This is a genomic window from Adhaeribacter rhizoryzae, from assembly GCF_008629685.1.
GTDB classification, from domain to species: domain Bacteria; phylum Bacteroidota; class Bacteroidia; order Cytophagales; family Hymenobacteraceae; genus Adhaeribacter; species Adhaeribacter rhizoryzae.
The window spans coordinates 1-23,021 of the sequence record NZ_VWSF01000013.1; the positions used below are offsets into that span (position 1 = coordinate 1).

The 23,021-nt window shown below is 44.1% G+C and carries 18 protein-coding genes and 1 pseudogene; 13 read left to right on the forward strand and 6 right to left on the reverse strand.

Translation table 11 applies throughout. From position 1 onward, the window contains the following. Positions 1-339: pseudogene (locus F0145_RS26255) on the forward strand (IS4-like element ISSysp3 family transposase); the annotation flags it as partial. Between the two features lie 530 nt (positions 340-869). Further along, positions 870-2,291 carry a putative oxidoreductase C-terminal domain-containing protein gene (locus F0145_RS16090; protein WP_150089755.1) on the forward strand — a complete coding sequence of 474 codons (1,422 nt, stop codon included), beginning with the start codon at positions 870-872 and terminating at the stop codon, positions 2,289-2,291. 223 nt (positions 2,292-2,514) lie between these two features. On the opposite strand, the gene xylA is transcribed toward F0145_RS16090, so the two are convergent. Further along, complete coding sequence (xylA, locus tag F0145_RS16095; RefSeq protein WP_150089757.1) at positions 2,515-3,849, reverse strand: xylose isomerase; 1,335 nt, start codon at positions 3,847-3,849, stop codon at positions 2,515-2,517. A 47-nt stretch (positions 3,850-3,896) separates the two neighbouring features. Continuing rightward, on the reverse strand, positions 3,897-5,414 hold the full coding sequence (locus F0145_RS16100) for a xylulokinase (RefSeq protein ID WP_150089759.1): 1,518 nt from the start codon (positions 5,412-5,414) through the stop codon (positions 3,897-3,899). Between the two features lie 327 nt (positions 5,415-5,741). On the opposite strand from F0145_RS16100, the gene F0145_RS16105 reads away from it, so the two are divergent. The 5 genes from F0145_RS16105 to F0145_RS16125 all read left to right on the forward strand — a co-directional run bounded on the left by F0145_RS16105 (position 5,742) and on the right by F0145_RS16125 (position 10,909). Continuing rightward, positions 5,742-6,431, forward strand: coding sequence for an NUDIX hydrolase (locus F0145_RS16105; RefSeq protein ID WP_150089761.1), 690 nt, complete (start codon positions 5,742-5,744; stop codon positions 6,429-6,431). Between the two features lie 23 nt (positions 6,432-6,454). Next, a complete protein-coding gene (locus F0145_RS16110; protein WP_150089763.1) occupies positions 6,455-7,129 on the forward strand; it encodes a response regulator in 675 nt (224 codons plus the stop codon). 5 nt (positions 7,130-7,134) lie between these two features. After that, a complete protein-coding gene (locus F0145_RS16115; RefSeq protein WP_150089765.1) occupies positions 7,135-8,520 on the forward strand; it encodes a HAMP domain-containing sensor histidine kinase in 1,386 nt (461 codons plus the stop codon). A gap of 125 nt (positions 8,521-8,645) precedes the next feature. Then, positions 8,646-10,217, forward strand: coding sequence for a SulP family inorganic anion transporter (locus F0145_RS16120; protein WP_150089767.1), 1,572 nt, complete (start codon positions 8,646-8,648; stop codon positions 10,215-10,217). Positions 10,218-10,264: 47 nt separating this feature from the next. Then, the gene (locus tag F0145_RS16125; RefSeq protein ID WP_150089769.1) at positions 10,265-10,909 is read left to right on the forward strand and encodes a carbonic anhydrase; all 645 of its coding nucleotides are present in this window, start codon (positions 10,265-10,267) and stop codon (positions 10,907-10,909) included. A 158-nt stretch (positions 10,910-11,067) separates the two neighbouring features. On the opposite strand, the gene F0145_RS16130 is transcribed toward F0145_RS16125, so the two are convergent. After that, the gene (locus F0145_RS16130; protein ID WP_150089771.1) at positions 11,068-12,009 is read right to left on the reverse strand and encodes a hypothetical protein; all 942 of its coding nucleotides are present in this window, start codon (positions 12,007-12,009) and stop codon (positions 11,068-11,070) included. 327 nt (positions 12,010-12,336) lie between these two features. Here F0145_RS16130 and F0145_RS16135 point away from each other — a divergent pair, with 327 nt between their 5' ends. The 4 genes from F0145_RS16135 to F0145_RS16150 all read left to right on the forward strand — a co-directional run bounded on the left by F0145_RS16135 (position 12,337) and on the right by F0145_RS16150 (position 17,081). Next, positions 12,337-12,780 (forward strand): DUF4625 domain-containing protein, encoded by a 444-nt coding sequence (locus F0145_RS16135; protein ID WP_150089773.1) that lies wholly within the window; start codon positions 12,337-12,339, stop codon positions 12,778-12,780. 230 nt (positions 12,781-13,010) lie between these two features. After that, positions 13,011-15,449: a type IA DNA topoisomerase gene (locus F0145_RS16140; protein WP_150089775.1), complete on the forward strand. Its 2,439-nt coding sequence runs from the start codon at positions 13,011-13,013 to the stop codon at positions 15,447-15,449. Positions 15,450-15,634: 185 nt separating this feature from the next. After that, the gene (locus F0145_RS16145) at positions 15,635-16,462 is read left to right on the forward strand and encodes a metallophosphoesterase family protein (protein WP_150089777.1); all 828 of its coding nucleotides are present in this window, start codon (positions 15,635-15,637) and stop codon (positions 16,460-16,462) included. Between the two features lie 10 nt (positions 16,463-16,472). Next, positions 16,473-17,081, forward strand: a complete 609-nt coding sequence (locus tag F0145_RS16150; RefSeq protein ID WP_150089779.1) for a hypothetical protein — start codon at positions 16,473-16,475, stop codon at positions 17,079-17,081. A gap of 187 nt (positions 17,082-17,268) precedes the next feature. Here the strand turns inward: F0145_RS16150 and F0145_RS16155 are convergent, their stop codons facing one another. From F0145_RS16155 to pxpB, 3 genes are read right to left on the reverse strand one after another with little or no spacing between them, the layout of a single operon-like run. Continuing rightward, positions 17,269-18,030: a LamB/YcsF family protein gene (locus F0145_RS16155; protein WP_150089781.1), complete on the reverse strand. Its 762-nt coding sequence runs from the start codon at positions 18,028-18,030 to the stop codon at positions 17,269-17,271. Further along, a complete protein-coding gene (locus F0145_RS16160) occupies positions 18,027-19,040 on the reverse strand; it encodes a 5-oxoprolinase subunit C family protein (RefSeq protein ID WP_150089783.1) in 1,014 nt (337 codons plus the stop codon). Before F0145_RS16160 ends, F0145_RS16155 begins: the two co-directional genes overlap by 4 nt. Then, on the reverse strand, positions 19,030-19,758 hold the full coding sequence (gene pxpB, locus F0145_RS16165; protein ID WP_150089785.1) for a 5-oxoprolinase subunit PxpB: 729 nt from the start codon (positions 19,756-19,758) through the stop codon (positions 19,030-19,032). The genes F0145_RS16160 and pxpB overlap by 11 nt, the downstream gene beginning before the upstream one ends. A 286-nt stretch (positions 19,759-20,044) precedes the next feature. On the opposite strand from pxpB, the gene F0145_RS16170 reads away from it, so the two are divergent. Beyond that, positions 20,045-20,422, forward strand: a complete 378-nt coding sequence (locus tag F0145_RS16170; protein ID WP_150089787.1) for a hypothetical protein — start codon at positions 20,045-20,047, stop codon at positions 20,420-20,422. A gap of 633 nt (positions 20,423-21,055) precedes the next feature. After that, complete coding sequence (locus F0145_RS16175; protein ID WP_150089789.1) at positions 21,056-22,390, forward strand: S41 family peptidase; 1,335 nt, start codon at positions 21,056-21,058, stop codon at positions 22,388-22,390. The last annotated feature ends 631 nt before the right edge of the window (positions 22,391-23,021 follow it).

The window sequence follows — 23,021 nt, forward strand, 5'->3', positions numbered from 1 at the left end:
TTAGTGCAACTCACGCTGCTGGCTTTGTTTGCCGCTAGCAAGATAATGCTCTTGCACCTGGCTTCTAAACAGAAAGAAGCCGTGCCGCTGGCAGAAAGCTTTACCCGGCAAGAAGTCGCTTGTCTGCAGGCTTTACAAAAACGTTATGAAGGAAAAACAGCCAAGCAGCGGAATCCTTACCCCCAAGACTCTTTACAATGGTGCTACTGGATAATAGCCCGATTAGGCGGGTGGAAACCCCACGAAAAGCAGGCGGGGGTGATTACCCTTTTGCGCGGTTGGAATTACTTCCAGCATATCTTGCACGGGTGGACCCTGGCCCAAAAATTTGTGTCCTAATCGTAGCCCTAAATTAGGGAAGGAGTTCGGCCAAACCGTATTGTTGCAGAATAGCTTTGTTGAGCTGGCTTGCTAATTAATTTTTAACAATAATTTAGGCTTAGAAAAGCCGTAACTACTGGCATCTGACATCAGTTTGGGCGATGAGGGCCTTCTAAGGTTGTGGTGCTTTAGCATTCCGACGAGAGGAGGAAAACAAGCTTAGACAGCCCGAGTGACCAAACGGGGCCCCGCGGCCGGGAGCAAACTTAGACTTTCAAATACAATTAGCACCTCAGCCTTGAAAGATGGAATCTTTCAAAAGATAAACAGAAAGACTAGGCTATCTATGGAAGATTGTTAAGAGCATTGGCATTATTTTACTGGTGCGACTATCAGAAACCGAATACACCTGGCTTAATATTTTTTAGCCCAATAAAGCTTACGGCAACGTTATCGGAATAAATATTTGAATTTTTTATTTAGATACAGCTAAACTAACTGTAATTTATCGGCGCAATCTTGTTCACCACTATAATTCTGTAATAGTAATGTTTAAAAACTTAGCTACAGTTACCTTGCCAGGCCTAGCCTTATGCCTGTTGTTTTCCTGCTCTTCCAAAAAAAATACGGCTAACTCCGAAACGGCCTCTACCGACTCAGAAGCAACCGCCGGTAGTATCAAATTAATTACCCTCGATCCTGGTCACTTCCACGCCGCCCTGGTGCAGAAAACCATGCTCAGCCAGGTAGATCCTACGGTACACGTTTACGCACCGGCCGGCGAAGATGTACAGGAGCATCTGAAAAAAATTGAAGCCTATAACAACCGCCCGGAAGACCCCACGCAATGGAAAGAAACGGTTTATACTGGTCCGGATTATCTGCAAAAATTGGTGGCCGAGAAGAAAGGCAATGTGGTAGTAATGGCCGGCAATAATGCCCGCAAAACCGAATACATTAAAACAGCCGTAGAAGCCGGTTTTAATGTACTCGCCGATAAACCCATGGCTATTAACACCCAGGATTTTACCCAGTTAAAAGAGGCATTCGCCACCGCCAAAGAGAAAAATATTCTGCTCTACGACATCATGACGGAGCGCTTTGAAATAACCACCATGCTGCAACGGGAGTTTTCGCAATTACCAGAGGTATTTGGGGAGTTGCAGAAAGGTACCGCCGCCGACCCGGCAATTACGAAAGAAAGCGTGCACCACTTTTTTAAATATGTTTCGGGGGCTCCTATTAAACGGCCAGCCTGGTTTTTTGATGTTACCCAGCAAGGCGAAGGCATTGTGGATGTAACCACCCACCTCGTAGATTTAGTACAATGGGAATGTTATCCGGAACAAATAATTGATTATAACAAAGATATTACTATTAACTCGGCCCGCCACTGGAAAACTACTTTAAGCCCGAGCCAGTTTAAAAAAGTAACTTCTTTAACTTCTTACCCCGAGTTTTTGCAGGAAGGTGTAGAAAAAGACAGTATGCTGGGTGTTTATGCCAATGGCGAAATAAATTACCAGTTAAAAGGTACCCACGCCAAAGTTTCGGTTATCTGGAACTACGAAGCCCCCGAAGGTGCCGGCGATACGCATTTTTCTATTATGAAAGGAACCAAAGCCAACTTGGTAATCCGGCAGGGAAAAGAACAAAACTACAAACCGCAGTTATACATAGAGCCGGCGAAAGGCACCGACTTGAAAGCTTTTGAAACCAGCCTGAAAAATTCTTTAGCCAAAATACAGGCCAATTACCCTGGTGTAGAAGTAAAGCAGTTTAAAGATGGCTGGCAGGTTGAAGTTCCTGAAAAATACCACAACGGCCACGAGGCGCACTTTGGTCAGGTAATGGAGCGGTATTTAAAGTACGTAGGCGAAGGCAAATTGCCCGAGTGGGAAGTACCCAACATGCTGGCTAAATATTACACCACCACCAAGGCATTAGAAATGGCCCGCGGTGCGAAATAAATATTTATTGGTAAAATATTGCTTAAAAAGAAACGGCCTTGCTTTTATTAGCAAGGCCGTTTCTTTTATAGATAAAAGCAAAATTACCGTTCAAGCTTTTTCTTTTGGTAGCCTGATTAAATTCAAAGGGTTTGAAGCAACCACTATGTCATTCAGGAGGAACCTATGTAGCAGGTAGCTAACAAGTTTCCTCCTGAATGACAAAAGTGAGATCAATAAATAATTAAATATACTGGTTAATAATATTTTCCAGTAATTCCTGCTTACCGCTAATTTGCTGCGGTTCACCATTTTGCGAAGCCAGCTTATGTAAATCTTCGAAAGTAAGTTTGCCTTGCTCAAAAGCTTGGCCGTTGCCGCTGTCGAAAGAGGCATAGCGGTTTTCGCGGATTTTACGGTAGTCAGATTTTTCGAGAATATCGTTGGCTACTATTAAAGCACGCGCGAAGGTATCCATACCACCAATGTGGCCAATAAATAAATCTTCTAAATCGGTAGAGTTCCGGCGCAACTTGGCATCGAAGTTAATACCGCCGGTAGTTAAGCCACCGGTTTCCAGGAACACCAGCATGGCTTCGGTTAATTCGTATAAATCAATTGGGAACTGGTCGGTATCCCAGCCGTTTTGGTAGTCGCCACGGTTGGCATCCATCGAACCCAGCATACCGGCATCAGCGGCAATCTGTAATTCGTGGGCAAACGTATGGTTCGCTAAGGTAGCGTGGTTGGTTTCCAGGTTCAGTTTAAAGTCTTTGTCCAGGCCAAACTGACGCAGGAACCCGATTACGGTAGCGGCATCAAAATCGTACTGGTGCTTGGTGGGCTCCATTGGCTTCGGCTCGATGAGGAAAGTACCGGTAAAGCCAGCTTTACGGCCGTAATCGCGGGCCATGGCCAAAAAGCGACCTAAATGCTCAATTTCGCGTTTAGTATTGGTGTTCAGCAAAGACATATAACCTTCACGGCCGCCCCAGAATACGTAGTTTTCGCCGCCTAACGCAATGGTAGCATCAATGGCGTTTTTTACCTGGGCACCAGCGTAAGCCAACACGTTAAAATCCGGGTTAGTAGCAGCACCGTTCATGAAGCGCGGGTGCGAGAATAAATTAGCGGTTCCCCACAGTAATTTAATGCCGGTTTCCTGCTGCTTCTCTTTGGCGTAATCCACAATAGTTTGCAGGTTTCTTTCCGATTCGGCCAGGCTTTGACCTTCAGCTACTAAATCAAAATCGTGGAAGCAGTAATAACCGGCACCTAATTTAGAGGTAAACTCAAAAGCTGCGTCCATTTTTTCTTTGGCGCAAGTAATAGCATCGGAGCTGGTTGCCCACGGAAAAACGCGGGTACCCGGGCCAAACGGATCGCCGCCGGTGCCGGTAAAGGTGTGCCAGTAAGCCACCGAAAAACGGAAATGGTCTTTCAGAGATTTACCGCCTACCATTTTGTTCTCGTCGTAATATTTAAAGGCTAAAGGATTGTTCGATTCCCGGCCTTCGAATTTAATCTGGTCGATGCCAGGGAAATAAGTTTTGTTTCCGGTTACTACTTTTATAGACATAGCTGGATGGTTTGGGTTTTATATTAACAATGGAGATAATTAAAATTTTAGGTGGTTTTGGTGAGCCGCATCTGGTTTTCTAAAAGGGCACACCATTTCCGGTAAACTTCTTCGTATAAATCCCGGTTACTTGCATCGGGCGCAATGGTACGGGTACAAGCCAGGCCGGTAAACGAGCTATCAAAGTCCGGGTAAATGCCGGCCCCAATACCCGCGCCGCGGGCCGCCCCCTGCGAGCCATCGGTGTTGTACAGTTCTACGGTGGTATTGGTAACGGTGGCGAAAGTCTGGGCAAATAATGGGCTTAAAAACATGTTGGCATCGCCGGCCTTAACGGTTTTAGCCTGTATGCCAATGCCATTCATTATATCAAAACCATAGCGCAAGGCAAAAATAATTCCTTCCTGGGCGGCTCTTGCTAAGTGGCCTTTGGTGTGGGTTGTGAGCGATAAGCCGCTGAAAACTGCGCCTATTTGCTTGTTTTGCAATATCCGCTCGGCCCCGTTCCCAAATGGCAAAATAAGCAAGCCATCGGCGCCAACCGGTGCCTGGGTTGCTATTTCGTTTATTTCGGGGTAAGAATACTGGTAATTATATTTAGTAGAAGAAAATAAATTTTTGCGCAGCCAGGAGTTTAAAATACCGGTGCCGTTTACAATCATTAAGGTGCCGGTTACCGGGTTCTCGGCGGTGCCGTTTACGTGTAAAAACGAATTTACCCTCGATTGCGGATCGTAATTAATCTGATTGTTGATGCCGTAAATTACCCCCGAAGTGCCTGCCGTAGCGGCAATTTCGCCGGGCTTTAATACATTTAACGAGAAAGCATTATTGGGCTGGTCGCCGGCGCGGTAACCAATTACGGTACCGGGCGCTAAACCTAAAGTAGCTGCAGCTTCCGACGAAACTTCGGCCTGAAAACCAAAAGTAGGCACTACTTCCGGAATTAAATTGGCGCTGATGCCGTAATAATCAAGTAACTCGTAAGCCGGCCGGCTTTCTTTAAAGTTCCACAAAATACCTTCGGATAAACCTGAGGGCGTCGTCTGGATTTTACCCGATAATTTCATGGCAATAAAATCGCCGGGCAGCATAAACTTGTCAATCTGGCTGAATATTTCGGGTTCGTTTTCCCGCACCCATTTTAGTTTAGAAGCCGTAAAGTTAGCCGGCGAATTCAGGAAGTTAGACAAACAAACTTCTTCGCCTAAACCTTTAAACGCCTGATTACCAATTTCTACGGCCCGGCTGTCGCACCAAATAATAGAGGGGCGCAACACCTGCTGGTTTTTATCTACCACTACCAAACCGTGCATCTGGTAAGCAATCCCAATGGCCTTAATATCAGTGGCCGCCACCTGGCTTTTCGCTAATACCTGGCGGGTGGTTTCGGTAACGTATTGCCACCAAAGTTCCGGGTCTTGCTCGGCCCAGCCTTCCTGCTTTACCAGCATTCCCATTTCGTTGTTGGGCGCAAAAGCCGAAGCCAAAGCTTTACCGGTTGCGGCAATCATTAAAGTAGCTTTTACCGATGAACTACCAATATCATATCCGAGTAAATACATGTTTTTAGGCTTATTGTATTTTTTACAATAATAAAGGAATAAATTTACGATTCAAATTTTTTACCTTTTAATTTAGCTGTTTAAATTTTAACCAATTAACCCGGCGTAACTTATGTACTCCGGTATACTTTGTTTAAAATAATAAGTGTACTCACCTGCAAACAGAAAGGTTAAAGGTTTTAAAGTAACCGCACCCCAAAAACTAATCGGTATTCGTGTATATTTGAAGCGCAAAAGAGAATAGGTACCGGCTAAAAAATTTATTTTTTTAATTTGAATTGATTATTTAGCTTAAAAACACCATTTCTTTAAACCAGATAATAAAGTATGGATTACAGGCCGGAAGATATATTGCCTTCTATTTCGACAGACAATATTATTTTTGGATTAGATAACCGGAAGCTTAAAGTTTTATTAATCCGGCGAAATATTGAACCCTTCTTGGGTAATTGGGCTTTGCCTGGCGGTTTTGTGTTGTACAACGAAGATTTAGATATGTCGGCGCGGCGCACCCTGCAAAACATGACCGGTATGTCTAACGTGTACATGGAACAGGTGTATACTTTTGGCGCCGTAAATCGTTTTCCGGACCGCCGTGTAGTAACCGTAGCTTATTATGCGCTTATAAATTATACCCTTGATAACCTGAAAGCCGGGCCCGATGCCAGCGATATTAACTGGTTTGATATTCTGGAATTACCCGATCTGGTTTTCGACCATCAGCATATTTTAGAAACCACGCTGGAATTTTTGCGGGCCAAAGTAAGAACCGAACCCATTGGGTTTGAATTATTGCCCCAGAAATTTACCTTAACCGAATTGCAGGGTTTGTACGAGGCCGTGTTGGGAACCGTGTTTGATACGCGCAATTTCCGGAAGAAAATATTAAAAATGAACCTGCTGATGCCGCTGGACGAAACGCAGGTAGGCGTAGCGCACCGGGCAGCCCGGTTATATAGTTTTAACAAAGAAACGTACCACAAGCTGAAAGATAAAGGTTTTACCTTTGAGCTTTAAATATTAAATGCGGCTGGGTGTTTATGAAAATATTAGTGGTTGAAGATGAACCGAAAGTTTCGTCGTTTATAAAGAAAGGACTGGAAGAGCAGTCTTACGATGTGGATGTGGCTTACGATGGATATTTTGGGAAAAAGCTGGCCATTGAGAACGAATACGACCTAATAATTCTGGATGTAATATTACCCAAGCAAAGCGGGGTAGAAGTTTGCCGCGAAATCCGGCAGCAAAAACCGGCTGTTCCAATATTAATGTTAACGGCCCTGGGCAGCACCGACGATAAAATATTAGGTTTAGATTCGGGGGCCGATGATTATTTGGTAAAGCCTTTTGTTTTTCAGGAGTTGCTGGCCCGCATTAGGGCCTTAACCCGCCGGGCTTACGAAGCGCCCAACAACGAAATATTAAAAATAGCCGACTTAGAATTAAACCTTACCAGAAAAACCGTAACCCGGTCGGGGGTGCAGATAAACCTGACAGCCCGCGAGTTTTCTTTGCTGCATTACTTGTTGCGTAATAAAGAGCGCGTTGTTTCCAGGGTAGATATTATTGAACAGGTTTGGGAAACATCGTTCGATACGGGCAGCAACGTAATAGACGTATATATTAATTTTCTGCGAAAAAAAATTGACAAGGATTTTTCCCCTAAACTGATTCATACGCTGGTAGGAATGGGTTATGTGCTGAAGGAGGTGTAATATTTATGAAAATCAGGACCCGGCTTACGTTACAGTTTACTTCCATATTTGCCATTATCCTGGTTTTGTTTTCGCTTACCGTCTATTTTTATACGGCCATTACCCGCAGCATTTCTTTCTACGATAGCCTGGCTAACCGGGCCAATATTGTAGCGCACGTTTTTTTAGATGCCGATAAAGTAAGCGAAGCCACTTACCGCCAAACGCTGCAAAAATATTACCAGACCTTACCTTACGAAATAGTGCAGGTGTATAACCTACAGGGCGAAGTTGTTTTTCGCGAGGGCGAAGGTTCTTTTACCATCTCCCCGGCAACTTTTGCGAATATTAAACAAAATTATTTGGTAGAATGGAAAGATGAACAGCGCCATTTTACCGGTTTGGTTTACAAAGATGTTAGCGGCGATTACGTGGTAGTAGCCTCGTCTATTGATGTGGTTACGCTCGAAAAGCTCGGCGACTTAAGGCTAATATTAATAACCGGTTTACTAGGCTCGATGCTGATAGTGTTGGTGAGCGGTTGGTTTTTTGCGAAACAGGCGCTGCGGCCCATTTTAAAAGTAGTGCAAGAAGTAGAAAAAATTAACGTTTCGGATTTGCACCTGCGCCTAAGCCAGGCCGATGGAAAAGACGAGGTGTCGCACCTGGCGCTTACTTTTAACTACATGCTCGATCGGCTGGAAAGTGCCTTTGATATGCAGAATACCTTTATATCAAATGCCAGCCACGAATTACGTACACCACTCACGGCCATAATCGGCGAATTAGAAGTGGCCCTGATGAAGCCCCGCAATGCGCACGAATACGAGCGTGTACTGCAATCGGTACTCGACGAAGCCCGTCTGCTGGCCCGCCTATCTAACGGAATGCTTCAGATTGCCCATGCCAGTTTTGATATTTCTAAAATAAAGCTGGAGCCACTCCGGTTCGACGAGCTCGTTTTTCAGGCCATAGAAGAAGCCAAAAAGCGCCAGCCCCACGCCCTTATTGATATAAATTTCGAGAATTTGCCGGATGATGAACGGCTGTTGAAATGCCGGGGCAACGAGTCGCTGCTGCTGATAGCACTATTAAATATTGTTGAAAACGCCTGCAAATTTTCCGTTCCGGGCCAAGCAGTTGTTGGTACTATTTCGGTACAAAAAAACTTTGTGCAATTGCAAATTAAAGACCAGGGCAGGGGCATGTCGCCGGACGATTTAAAAAAAGTGTTTGTGCCTTTTTGGCGGGCCGATAATGTACGCGATATTTCCGGTCATGGCATTGGGTTGCCCTTGGCCGAAAGAATAGTTAAACTCCATAAAGGCAAAATTCAGATAAATTCTAAATTAGGAATCGGTACCGAAGTAATTATTGCCATCCCGGCTGCCGAAATTTTAATTTCATTTTAATTTCAGTTTAATACCTCCTTAATGTAGTACTTGTAAGTTTGCAGGACTATAAATTTAAAGAACACTTGTGTAGTTTCCTATTTTGGGGTTAATGCGCCGTTTCTAAAGGGAAATTGAAATAAATTATGAAAGAAAACACCTATAATCCAAGTTACATTGCCAATCTGGGTAAAGATATACCGGCCGGATTGGTAGTTTTTTTTGTGGCCCTGCCACTCTGTTTAGGTATTTCGCTGGCTTCGGGCGCGCCGCTCTTTTCGGGCGTAGTTACCGGTATAGTGGGTGGTTTAATTGTGGCGTGGCTTAGTGGCTCCGAAATGAGCGTTAGTGGTCCGGCGGCCGGTTTAACCGTTATTGTACTCAATGGTATCGAAACGTTGGGTAGTTTTGAATCTTTCCTGCTGGCGGTGGTTCTTGCGGGTGCTATTCAGTTGGTTCTGGGTTTTGTTAAAGCCGGAGTTATTGGCCTGTATTTTCCTTCTTCGGTAATCAGAGGTATGCTGGCTGCTATTGGTCTTATTCTTATTCTAAAACAAATACCGCATTTTTTAGGTGCCGACGAAGACTTTTTTGGCGAAATGGAGTTTTTTCAACCGGATGGCCGCAATACTTTTTCTGAAATTGGTTTTGCTTTATCCGGCTTGCAGTTGGGCGCTTTAATAGTAGGGGCTATATCGCTGGTAATTTTATTGTTATGGGATAATCCAAAATTAAAAAGGTTCTCCTTCTTTAAACTAGTTCCTGGTGCCTTAATAGCCGTTGTATTTTCTATTATAATTAACCTGATTTTCAAAAATTATTTTCCGGCTTTGGCTATTGCGCCAAGCCATTTGGTAAGTTTACCTGTTGTAGATGGAATTGGTGATTTACAAAAGGAGCTCCGCTTTTTAAGTTTAGAAAAATTAACTGACCCTTCGTTGTATGTTGTGGCATTTACCATTGCCATTGTAGCCAGCCTCGAAACGTTGCTGAGTGTGGAAGCCGTTGACAAACTAGACCCGCACAAACGCCGCAGCAATACCAACCGGGAACTGCGGGCACAAGGCGTAGGTAACATGGTTGCTGGTTTTTTAGGTGGTTTACCCATGACGGCTGTAATTGTGCGTAGTTCTACCAATGTTGCGGCAGGCGGACAAACCAGGGTTTCGGCTTTTGTGCATGGTGTTTTTCTGCTCTTATCGGTGCTTTTTTTAGCCAGCCTCATGAACCAGATTCCGCTCTCGGCCCTGGCCGCTGTGTTACTGGTGGTTGGTTATAAACTTACCAAACCAAGCATGTTTAAGGCGCAGTTTAAACTTGGTTTCGAGCAGTTTTTCCCGTTCATTGTTACGGTTTTGGCTATTCTGTTTACCGATTTATTAATTGGTATATGCGTAGGTTTGGCAGTAGGTGTTTTCTTTATCCTGAAAGCCAATTACAAATCGCCTTATTTCTACCAACGCGAAGACAGCTCAGATCACCAGACCATTCGCCTCCGGTTAAGCGAGCACGTATCGTTCCTGAACAAAGCGAGTATAATACTTACGCTGGATAAGTTACCTGCCAATTCGCACGTAATTATCGACGGCGAAAACTCGGAATATATAGATTACGATGTGCTGGAAGCTATCCAGGAGTTCAGGAAAACCGCTCATGAGCGTAATATTAAAGTAGATTTGCTGAACGTGCCGGATGTGAGCGTGCTGGAAATGCATTAATTCCGCGGGAATAAATCAGCAAGAATCTTATTACTAAAAACAAATTGATGGAAAAAATATTTGAAGGAAATAAAAAATGGGTAGCCGAAAAGCTGGCCCTGGATAAAGAATATTTTAAAAAACTGGCCTTAGGTCAAAGACCGGAATATTTATTTATTGGCTGCTCCGATAGCCGCGTGCCGGCCAACGAAATATCGGGCACGCAGCCCGGCGAAATGTTTGTGCACCGCAATATTGCCAACATGGTGGTACATACCGATATTAATTTGCTGTCGGTGTTGCAGTATGCTGTAGAGGTACTAAAAGTAAGACATATTATTGTGTGCGGCCATTATGGTTGCGGCGGTGTGCTGGCGGCCATGAGCGATAAATCGTACGGCTTAATTGATAATTGGCTGACAAATATTAAAGACGTAATGCGGCTGCACGAAGTAGAGTTTCTGCGGATTAAAAGCGAAGAGCAGCGCGCGCGCCGTTTGGTAGAGCTAAACGTGATTGAGCAGGTTCGGAATCTTTCTAAGACCTCTATTTTACAAACCGCCATGAAATCAGAAAATCCGCCGCAGTTGCATGGCCTCGTTTACGATATCGCCGAAGGTATTTTAACCGATTTAAATTGGCAGGATGGCGACATGAAGCGGTTTGAGCATATTTATAACATGGAATCTACGCCGGCTGAAAACCCGGCCTAAAAGTTTTTGTTTTTTATTGTTTAGTTTGGTTGGATAAATAAAAGCCTTGCTGAGTTTTCAGCAAGGCTTTTTGTTTTAGATTCAAGTTAAGAGTTAAAGGTTAAGAGTTAAAGGTTAGTTTATCTTTTAACTCTTAACTTTCAACTCTTAACTCTTATTTACCATTCGTAATCGCGGCGGGAAGAAGAACCGTAGTTATAAGGCGGACCACTGTTGCTCGATGATTGGTTATAGCCGCGGTTATCGTCATCGTTCCAACGGTTGTTGTTCCGGTTACGATTAGCGCGTTCCTGATCAGCGCGTTCTTCCTGGGTTAAATTATGCCAGGCATTGCTAATATAATTGCCTACGCGGTCAAAAAAGCCTTCGCCGTCCTGTTCCTCGCGCCGGCCAGATTGGTCGTAATCGCTTCGGCGCTGGCTATACCGGTTTTCGTCGTAACCGCGCCCCTGGTTGGCCGATGTTTGATGACCATAATCAGAAGAATACCGGCGCTGGTTATCGCCCGCGTTAAAATTGCTCCTGTTTTGGTCGTAGCGATTGCTTTGGTAACGATTTTGGTCGTTGTCTTTATCTGACCACCGGTTATTCCAGTTTTGGTTCTGGCGGTCATCGTTGTGCTCAAAAGAACTTCTTTCGCCGGCCCGGTGGCGGTCATAATCGCGGTCCTGAGAGTGGTTACCGTAATTACTTTGGTATTGCCGGTTATCTTGCGGCCAGCGGTTTTGCTGGTTACTTTGCCAGCTACTACCTTGGCCCGATTGCCAGTTACCAGACTGATTGGATTGACGGTTGCTGTAATCCCGATTCTGGTTAGACTGCCAGTTATCGTGCTGGTTTCGTTGCTGGTTCCAGTTTTGGTTATGCTGTTGGTTTTGGTCGTTGCGCTGGTTATCGTTCCGGTGTTCGCGGTACTGCTGCGGCTGATGCCAAACAGAGTTATCCTGAAAATGATCGGCGGTGCCAAAAGTAGAGCCACGGCGGGTTACCGAGGCCGGACTACCGTAGCCGGTTCTGCTGGAAAGTTCTCTTCTTGGGTTTTCGGAGCCAGACCGATAAGTATTGAAGGACGAAGTGTCCGAATTCTCATAATCTCTCATAGTTTTTACATTTAGGTTAAATAAAAATTATCCTTTTCAAAACTTAAAAGGTGACTATATAATACGCATTCAGCCTTTTTTGGTTTATCGGACGGTTGGTTACCCTTTATTTTTACAACACTAAAAAATAATAATTCAGCTTTCCCGTTTTAAAAATTATGAAGCCGCCTTTTACGACTTGTTTCTAATTAATGTTGCAGCTTCTATAAGAAATATTATACACATTAAGTTATTTTATTATAAAAGTACAAAACTTTATTGCTATAGAATAATGTTAAGGTGCATTGAGTAAATTGTGTTGTATTATTTTATTTATATATTTTAGTTATGAGATATACTAAGTTTGCATTTATAGCCCTGGTAGCAGTATTTACCGGATGTGAAGAATATTTTGAAAAAAAAGACAGCGAACCCGATGGATCTAAGCCCTACATTGCTATTTCGGCTCCGGCAAATAATAGTGTATTTTCAAGTACTCAAGCTATTAAAATAGAATCGGTTATTTCGGATAAAGATAAAGTTAAAGAACTGGAAGTACAGATTGTTCAACTCGGCGAAGCGGGCAGTGCACAGGATAAAAGTAGCAATGCCGATAACAGCAACGCCAAAGCACTGTGGAGTTTTAAAGAATTTCCGAAAACCAATCCGGTAGTAGTTGATACCGCATTTGCCGCCGCAACGCTGCCGGCCGGCAATTATTTATTAACCCTGAATACCATTGATGGCCGTACCAATGTGGGCATTAAAGAAGTTCATTTTACGGTAAAGTAAGCACCTTCATTTTGCCGGGCAGCTACTAGTAGCTGCCCGTATTTTTTTAATATTTATTCCCGGTAAATATTATACTAAATATTAAGCCTTCCGCAGCTAGCCTGCATGTAGCTTTGGTTACAAAAGTTTTTCAAGCCCGCCCGCCAACCACAACTTTACCCTTAAAAGAGGAAAATAGGTTTGTAAGCTGTATTTTTGCTTTAAACTAAGTTATATCTAGCCCAGCAGCGTTGAAAGTTTGTATTGCGGAAAAACCAAGTGTAGCCCGGGAGATTGCTTCGGTAATTGGGGCTAATAATAAAAAAGACGGCTACTTCGAAGGCAATGGCTACCAGGTTACCTGGACTTTTGGCCATTTTTGCCAGTTGCGGGAGCCGGATGATTATCGCCCGGAATGGAAGCGCTGGAGCATTCATGACCTGCCTATGATACCGGATCAGTTTGGTATTAAATTAATGCAGGACAAAGGGGTACAAAAGCAATTCCGGATAATAAAAGACTTACTCGCAAAAGCTACTGAAGTAATTAACTGCGGCGATGCGGGGCAGGAGGGAGAAGTTATTCAGCGCTGGGTACTCACCGAAGCTAAATTCCGCCGGCCTTTTAAACGGCTTTGGATTTCGTCGTTAACCGAAGAAGCCATCCGGCAAGGTTTTGCCAAACTGCGCGAAGGTTCAGAGTTTGATTTATTGTACCAGGCTGGTAAAAGCCGCGCCATCGGCGACTGGCTCCTGGGCATGAACGCTACCCGCTTGTTTACCTTAAAATATGCGCAGGGCCGCCAGTTACTTTCCCTGGGCCGGGTGCAAACGCCAACCCTGGCCATGCTGGTAAACCGGTACCACGAAATTCAGAATTTTAAGCCCGAACCTTATTGGGAACTCAAAACCCTGTACCGCGAAGCAATATTTGCGAGTATTACCGGCCGATTTACTTCCGAGGAAAAAGCAACGGCTATATTAGAAGCCATTAAAGGCCAACTGCTTACCATCACCGATATTGAGGTAAAAAAAGGCGTAGAAAGTCCGCCCCGGTTATTTGACCTTACCTCACTACAGGTAGAGTGTAACAACAAATTGGCCCTTTCCGCCGACGAAACCCTGAAAACGGTGCAAAGCCTCTACGAGAAAAAAGTAGTTACCTACCCCCGCGTTGATACCACGTATTTGCCCGACGATATGTACCCCAAAATTCCGGGCATATTAGAAAACCTGAACGGCTATCAAAGTTTAACGCAGCCCTTGCTGCAAAATAAAATCCGGAAAACGGGCAAAGTATTTAACAACAACAAAGTAACCGATCACCACGCCATTATTCCCACGGGCGGTTCGGCCGCTTTGTCGGGGCAGGAGAGCCGGGTGTACGATATTATAACCAAACGCTTTATTGCCGCTTTTTACCCCGATTGTATTGTAAGTAACACCACTGTTCTGGCCGATGTAGCGGGGCACGGGTTCCGGGCGAAAGGCCGGCAAATATTAGAGCCCGGCTGGCGGGTAGTGTACGAGAAGGAACCCAAAGAACAAAATACCAAAGAAGCAGAAGGCGACGATAAAGAAGAAAACGCTATTTTGCCTATTTTTGAAAAGGGCGAACAAGGGCCGCACGAACCTGTTCTGGATAAAAAAATGACCAGTCCGCCTAAAGAATATACCGAAGCCACCCTGCTCCGGGCCATGGAAACCGCCGGTAAGCAAATAGAAGACGACGAACTAAAAGAAGCCTTAAAAGAAAATGGCATTGGCCGCCCTTCTACGCGCGCCGCCATTATCGAAACTTTGTTTAAGCGCCAGTACATCCGCAAAGACAAAAAGAAAATAATCCCGACCCAAATGGGCATTGACCTGATTGGGCTTATTCAGAACCCAACTTTGAAATCGCCGGAACTAACCGGCCAATGGGAACGAAAACTGCGACAAATAGAGCAGGGTAATTTTAACGCCGATGCGTTTTTGCACGAACTAAAACAACTGGTTTCGGAAATGGTGCAGGAAGTAAAAGCCGACCGGAAAACCATGTATATAGCAGCCCCGCCGGCTACACCTGCCCCGGAACAGGTTAAAACAAAAGCTCCTGGCAAAAAATCAGAACCAAAAGCGCCTGCAAATCCGGCAGCCGATGGTTACGGAACTTGCCCCTTGTGCCAGACCGGCCGGGTAATAAAAGGCAACCAGGCTTTTGGCTGCTCGCGCTGGAAAGAAAACTGCAAATTCCGGTTGCCTTTAATATTTAAAGAAAAAGCTTTAACCGATAGCCAGGTTATTTCTTTGCTGCAAAAAGGTAAAGTAACAGTAAAAGGTTTACAGGACGAAAACGGCGACGCCCCTTATCAGGCTGAATTAACTTTTGACCAGAATAAGCAATTAACGGCCAATAAAGTAGAAAAAGCCCCTAAAACCGCCGGGCCGCTCTTGTGCCCCAGATGCAAACAAGGCCAAATGCTGAAAGGCAAAACCGCTTACGGTTGCAGCCGTTTCCGCGAAGGCTGTGAGTTTAAAATTCCGTTTGTAGTTAGCAGTAAAACCCTTACTGATAAACAAATAGAACAACTGCTCCGAAAAGGAAAAACTTCTAAAATTAAAGGTTTTGTTTCGCAGAAAACCGGCAATGCTTTTGAGGCCGCTTTGCTGGTAAATGCGGAAGGAAAAGTAATTTTTGGGTTCGATTAGTTTTTAAAGAATCTACTATTCGACTACCAAAAAATAGCCGGTAATTGGGGCCTAACTTGGTAAATGGTTAGCAGATAGACCCGCCCGAAGTAATATTAAATAATTGTAATGTTTTAATACCCTGTAACTGAACCAGAGTAGTTCAGGTATATGCTAAAATTAAAGAGTTTCCGCCTGATAATACTATGAAAAATAATTACTACCGAAAAGCCCTGCTGGTAGTTAAAATGGGGTTGTTTTTGGTAATGAGTTCCTGTGAGTTAGTAGAATACAGCCCCTACCAAGTTAAGTTACCAGACTCCGAAAAAGACCTGAACCGGAAAAATGCCGAAAAAATTGCTGCTCTAAACTTAAAACCTACCGATACATTACGCATTGCGCTTATATCGGATACCCAGCGCTTTTACGACGAAACCGAAGATTTTGTCCAGGCAATTAATCAGCGAACGGAGCAGAAAGGCAAAAAAATTCATTTTGTATTACACGGCGGCGATATTTCGGACTTTGGCTTGCTGGAAGAATACCGTTGGCAGCATGAGATTTTAAAAAAACTAAAAATGCCTTACATGGTAGTTTTGGGTAACCACGACTGCGTAGCCAACGGCGATAAAGTTTATGCTCATATGTACGGCCCTTTTGAGCAGGTTTACCAATTTGCCCGTAACCGCTTTATTCTGATGAACACCAATACCATGGAGTTTACCGAAGATATTGTGCGGCTGGATTTTCTTGAAAACAACCTGCGCGATACCAAAAACTACGATAATGTTTTTGTACTAGCCCACGTAAGCCCGTTTGATGAAGATTATGATAAACAAAAAGAAGAACCTTTTGCCCGCTTAATTCGCCAATACCAGGCTTACCCGATTCACGGGCACAAACACACGCACAAGATTTCGCAGCCTTACAACGATGGCGTTAATTATATGATTATTGGCAGCGTTTCGAACCGGAAATATGTGGTGCTGACCATTGTGGGCAAAAAAGTTAGCCACGAATTAATAAATTATTAACTAGGCTGCTATGAAAACGCTCGCAAAAATATTGCTTTTAGGAGTGCTCTTATTAATAGCGGCCGCCACCAAAGCGCAGGATTCGCATACGGCTAATTCTAACCGGCCCTGGTATTTGCCCGACCATGCCGTGGTACAGTTTGCCGGTAATATTGGCTTGTTTTCGGCCGGGCCAGGCTATAGTTATGCGCACGACAAAGTGCAGACCGATATTTTATACGGCATAACGCCGGGCTTCGAAACCAAAACCAGCATCCACATTCTTACGGCCAAAACCGCCTATCATCCTGTACAAGTTATGCTAAAAAATGGGTATATGCTGGAGCCGCTTCGGCTGGGATTGGGTATAAGTTACTCGGCCGGGCACCAGTTTTATACCAAATGGCCCTCACGTTACCCCGATGGCTATTATTGGTGGACGACTAGTTTCCGGTTAACGCCATTTGTGGGCGCCTCGCTCAGCCGAAAAGTAGGCGATGGAAACGCAGCTATCAAACGGGTACAGTTGTATTCCGAACTGGGTACCCACGACCTCGCCTTAATTAGCTTTTTTAACAACAAGCACTTGCCGGTACACCGTATATTAAATATTGCCGTCGGTACCAAGCTGGTTTTTTAAAGCACAGTTATTATTGAATACCAATAATATACCCTTAATATTGGGGTATTGCGCATAAAATATTGCAGTCATAGGTAGCCTGTCGAAATACCTGAATTTACATATTCATAAATGTAATAGATTCTTAGACAAACTCAGGATAACCCAGTAGCAAACACTTAAGCGTTAGTTTTGTTTTATTAGGGTATTATATTGCTTTGAGCACTACGCCGGCCTGTAAAAGCACTTCCTTAATGCGTTTGGCAAAGGTAACTGCCAATGGCCCGTCGCCGTGAATGCAGATGGTGTCGGTTATTAGCGTAATTTCCTGCTGATCGGTTGTTTGTACTTTGCCGGTTTGCACCATGTTTAGCACTTGCTGGGCGGCAACTTCTGGGTTGGTAATGTGGGCTTGCGGGTGCTGGCGGGGAGTAAGGGTGCCATCTGGTCTGTAGCTGCGGTCGGCAAATACTTCGTGAGCCGTTTTTAAGCCTAATTTATCGCCGGCCTTAATTAGTTCGCTTTGGGCCAACCCGTACAAAATAAGGTTTGGGTTTACTTTATAAACAGCTTCGGCAATGGCTTCGGCCAGGGTAGCATTTACGGCTGCCATATTGTACAAAGCGCCGTGGGGTTTTACGTGGTGCAGGGTGCCGCCTTCTGCCTGAATAAATCCCCACAAAGCGCCAATCTGGTAAACTACCAAAGCATAAGCTTCGTCCGGTGAAATTTTTATTTCCCTCCGGCCAAAGCCAGCCAGGTCGGGTAAGCCCGGGTGCGCCCCAATGGCTACATTTTTCAGTAGCGCCATCTTTACCGTTTTTTGCATTACTTGCGGGTCGCCGGCGTGCAAGCCGCAGGCAATATTGGCCGAGGTAACCAGGTCCAGCAACGCTTCGTCCTGACCAATGGCGTACGCGCCAAAGCTTTCGCCCATATCGCAATTTAAATCAACGGTTAACCGGCTCATGTTAAATATTTAAATTTGAGGTTTAATATTTTTTTCAGGTTTTCTAATTTGCTTTCCTGCGCCAGTAATAATTGCTGCGCCTCGGGTAAATTTATTTCTTTAAACCAGATAAGGGCTCCGGGTTTTACCTGGGCCAAAACAGAAAAATCGGCCGTAATAACCTGGGCCAGCCGGGGGTAACCGCCCGTAGTCTGGTGGTCAGATAGCAGCACGATGGGGTTGCCCCGGGGCGGTACTTGTACGGTACCAAAAGTTACGGCCGTCGAGAGTAGTTCCTGGGGCTGACGCAAATGTAAAACCGGCCCTTGTAAGCGGCCACCCATGCGGTCCGATTCGGGGGTAACCCGAAAGGGCGTTTCCCAAAATAGTCGCTGAGCCTCCGGGGTAAACCATTCGTACTCGGGGCCTTTTATAACCCGTATTACCGCATTTGGAGCGAGGTTTGGGTAAAAAGAGGCATTTAGAGTCCAGGTTGCTGCTGCGAAGCCAGTATTAGCCGCTTTTTTCTGCAAGAATAACATTAATTGCCGGGCAATTGCGGCGGGTTGGTTTAACGGAATAATATTATTGGTTTGCAAGGCTTTGCCCTGAAGGCCACCCAAAGCAGCGCGCAGGTAAGTAGCATAACTGCCCAATATTTGTGGTAGTTTAAAGCTGCTGGCAACTGCCAGGTACGCGCGATATCCCGAAATTGGTTTCTGGAACGCTAACAGGCTACCAGCGGTTACATAAACCGGCCGACACATTTTTACCGGCTGGCCATTAATAGTAGGGCCCAAATTTGCGCCGGTAAGGGCCAGCAAACAATCAACTTCAAATAATATTGTGGGGCCAGTTAAAGTTATTTCCAGCGCAGGGGCATCACTGGGGTTAGCTACTAATAAATTAGCCAGGCGCAAAGCCATAAGGTCGGTGGCGCCACTGGTGGTAATGCCGGCCTGGCGGTAGCCCAACCGGCCAGTATCCTGTATGGTGGTTAACAAGCCGGGCTTCAATATTTTAAGACTCATTTTCCCGGGCCTTTCTTTGGTTAAATTCGGCTGGCGTTACAGAAAAAAATTGTACCCGATCGCCGGCCTGCAGCAGGGTTGCCGGTTGCTGCCCCGGATTAAATAAATTTAAAGGCGTACGGCCAATTAATTGCCACCCACCCGGCGTAGGCAACGAATAAATGCCGGTTTGAAGACCGCCAATCCCCACCGAACCAGCCGGTATTTCGGTTAGGGGTACTTTTTTACGCGGGGCTGCAATGCTTGCGTCCATTCCTCCCAGGTAAGGAAACCCTGGCGCAAAACCTATCATGTAAACCAAATAAATATTCCTGGTATGTATGTGAATGACTTCTTCGGGGCTAATATTATTATGCAAGGCGACAAACGCCAGATCCGGACCAAAATTGCCGCCGTAACAAACAGGTATCTTTACGATTGGGGAACTAGTTTCGGCTGCGGGCTTTAATTGCGGCAATAAATTTAGTATGGCGTTGGTAACCTGCTCGTAGGGGTTATATTTTCCTTTTTCGCTGCTTACCCAAGGATTATAAAAAATGGTAACGGTAGTATAAGCCGGCACCAGTTCTACAAACCCCGGAAAAGAATAAGTAGTAAGCAGTTTTGCAAATGCTTTTACCCAGGTATGCGTAGCTGGCGAAATATTTTCTCCGAATTTAACGATTATGGCCGCATCGCCGAGCGGACTAATCTGGAGCGGCGGCAAAGCGTTTTCCATGGCATTTTTAAATACTGGCGCAAAACCGCAATTTCCGGACGCGGTACAAGTAGCCGGAAAAGCAATATTTTACAGTTGTACGCTAAATTAAATTTTATTCAAGAAATATAAATACCGGCTGTTTACCTCAATTTCGCTGTTTTGGGCAATTAAAAAACGCACAAACCTATTAAAACAAAAATAGCTTTTACCCAGCTACGATACGCGGTTTTAAACATCTGCGCGACGATTCCGAACAAGTGGGCAACCTTTGCGTAAATAATTATTCAACTAAGAAATAAGTATTATGGCTATAAACGAAGAAAATCAGCAAAATACACCGGCCAAAACGGAAAATATATACGACAAAGATTATCGGGAACAAACCAACGGCAACCGCCCCGACCCCAGCGCCAAGCGAAATATTGGACTGGGCGGCGAAACGGAGCGGCGCGGCCAGAAAGATAAACTAGAGAATTTACACATTGGCGGCAACGAAGTTTCCGGCTACGGAGCCAATAATCCGGACGAGGTAGAGTCCATTGCGCAAGGTCCGGGGTTTGAATTTGAAGGAAGCTACGAAGAAGGAGATGGCAGCGTAAATGGCGTTCGCAGTTCAGACCAGCCTTTGGATAGCGATACCACCGAACCCAACGAAAATGCTTCCGGCTATAACCGGATTTAAGCAAGCTATATTTTTATTTAAAAAGCAGACCCGTATTTTCATGGGCCTGCTTTTTTTATTTAGTAGCCCGACAAATTAAAGTATATTCATAAAAGCACTGGAAGCTCCCTTTCTGTTTCAGGAGAATTAAAAAAATACCTGTTATTTTTTGCCCACTTATTTTTGTACTTGTACTTAGTTAAGGCTTGCCATAGTTTTTGATTAAACTTATACGCGTTTATAGTTAGCAATTAATGGTTATCCATTTTAGCTTAAGGCTAATAATCCATTTTGCTTTCTAAAATATCAGAAATAACCCAAAAAGAGCCATTGACGAAATTGTGGCAAATAATTTTTTGATAACCGGCGCATGGATTGAAGAAAAGAATTAATCCCCTGGATGGTTTAAATTTTTATGAAACATAATATATTTATAAGGCTTAAGCCAAAATTATATAAACGCACCTGGTAAAATAAACGCACCACAGGAGATGAAATGTAATTTGTTTATAATTAATAACTTAACAACAAACAACCACCTATTTTTAAAGGCGATATAAACGCCAGTGGTGCGTTTACATACTAGTTCGCGGCAAAAAATTATACCGCTTTAAGTATAATTTTTAGAGTTATCAAAAAACAAACTGCAATGATATGAGAAGAAAGTGCGCATTCCTTTGTTTCCTTTTTTTGTTTGTTATTATTTGCATTGGCAAAGCGCAAACAAATCAACCACCTGTTACAGCGACAGAACAACAAGCTGCCATTGATACAATTGCGCAGCTATTAAATAGAAATTACGTCTTTCCTGAAATGGCAAAAGCAATGGCAGGCTTTCTTTCCACTAACCTGAAACAAGGAGTCTATGCCTCTATTACCGACCCCGCTTTGTTTTCCGAACGACTGACTTCAGACCTGCAATCCATTAGCAAAGACAAACATATACGGGTACGGCTTAATCCAGTCTTCATTAAAGAAGTAAAAGCAAGGCAATTACAAGGTGCAGATGGTGATAAATTTGCTCCCACTATGCTTGAACAGTGGAAGACCGACAACTATGGTTTTAAAGAAGTCAAAATTTTGGAGGGCAACATTGGCTACATTGATCTGCGCAATTTTTTTCCACCACAATTTGCCGGTGAAACAGCTGTTGCTGCAATGAATTTTGTTGGCAATAGCAAGGCTCTTATTATAGATTTGCGTAAAAATAGCGGTGGTTGGCCAGCAATGATTCAGCTTGTAAGCAGTTACTTGTTTGGGGCAGAACCGGTACACCTGAACAACTTTTACTTCCGTCCAACAAATGCAAACACTCAAACATGGACATTGCCCCATGTAACAGGTAAGCGGCGTCCGGATATGGATGTTTATGTACTTACGAGCAAATCCACGTTTTCTGCAGCCGAAGAATTCACCTATAATTTAAAGAACCTAAAAAGAGCAACCGTCATCGGGGAAACCACCGGCGGAGGTGCCAATCCCGGGGGCGACGAAATTGTAAACGACCGGTTCACTGTGTTCGTTCCGAGTGGAAGGGCAATTAATCCCATCACGGGCACTAATTGGGAAGGCACAGGTGTACGGCCGGACATTGAGGTGGCTGCATCCGAAGCGTTTTTCACTGCACAACAAAAAGCACTGGAAAAATTAGCACAGAAGGAAGCCGGCAACGCACATAGCATTTATCCTTGGCTATTGGCTTCACTACAAGTGAAACAGAAGCCGGTAAAAGTAGAGGAAAAGCAGCTAAAGGAATATGCTGGTACATATGGTCCAAAAACTATTACACAAGAAGGTGACAGGCTTTTCTTTCCGGTAACACGCCTTCGCCAGGCAGTTCTCATTCCGATGGGTGGTGACCTGTTTGACGTAGATGAAAATCTGTTTCGTGTGCAGTTTATTCGAGAGGCTGGAAAAGTTACAGGCCTGCGTATCAAAAACTATAATGGTAATATAGAAAATTACAAGAAAGAGAAGAAGCCACTATAAATGCATCTGCTGCTAACGGACTTGTGTAAACCTCAGCTTCGGCCGCCAGCCTTGCCGTCGTTTACACAAGTCCGTTAGCAGCAATTTTAAATTGCATATTAGGTAAAACTTGAAAGGATTAAAACAGAATAATGCTCATTAATATATGCTATTCGTTATTTTTCCTAGTTACTGATTTTGCAATTTTTGTTCAACTAACCAAGGCATACAAGATAGAGAAAAAATATTTATACTTTATTGGAGGTTCCGTGCTGACACTTTGGATATTACATAATGAAGTATTTCGGCCAGTTTTTTTATGCCGTACAAAGATTTTTTAGCATTCTAATGTTCAACTTTTGCTTAATAATATTTCACCTTGGAAGTAAATTTCAAGAGGCTATATATAAAAAACTGAACACTAATAATACTTCAAATTAGAAGTTTCCTGAATTTATATTAAAAGTATTTTATATTATGAGGTTTAAAATTATTTACCTCTTGATTTATGCATATCAGTTCCTTGCAATATAGATTCCTGCAATTAGGTAACTTAAGAAAAAAGCTGCTAACCCAATATATACCAAATCCTGGCTCCGCTTTGGGCTTGGGATTTAAGCGGCCCGTTAGCACAATCAGAAATAAGAAAAAA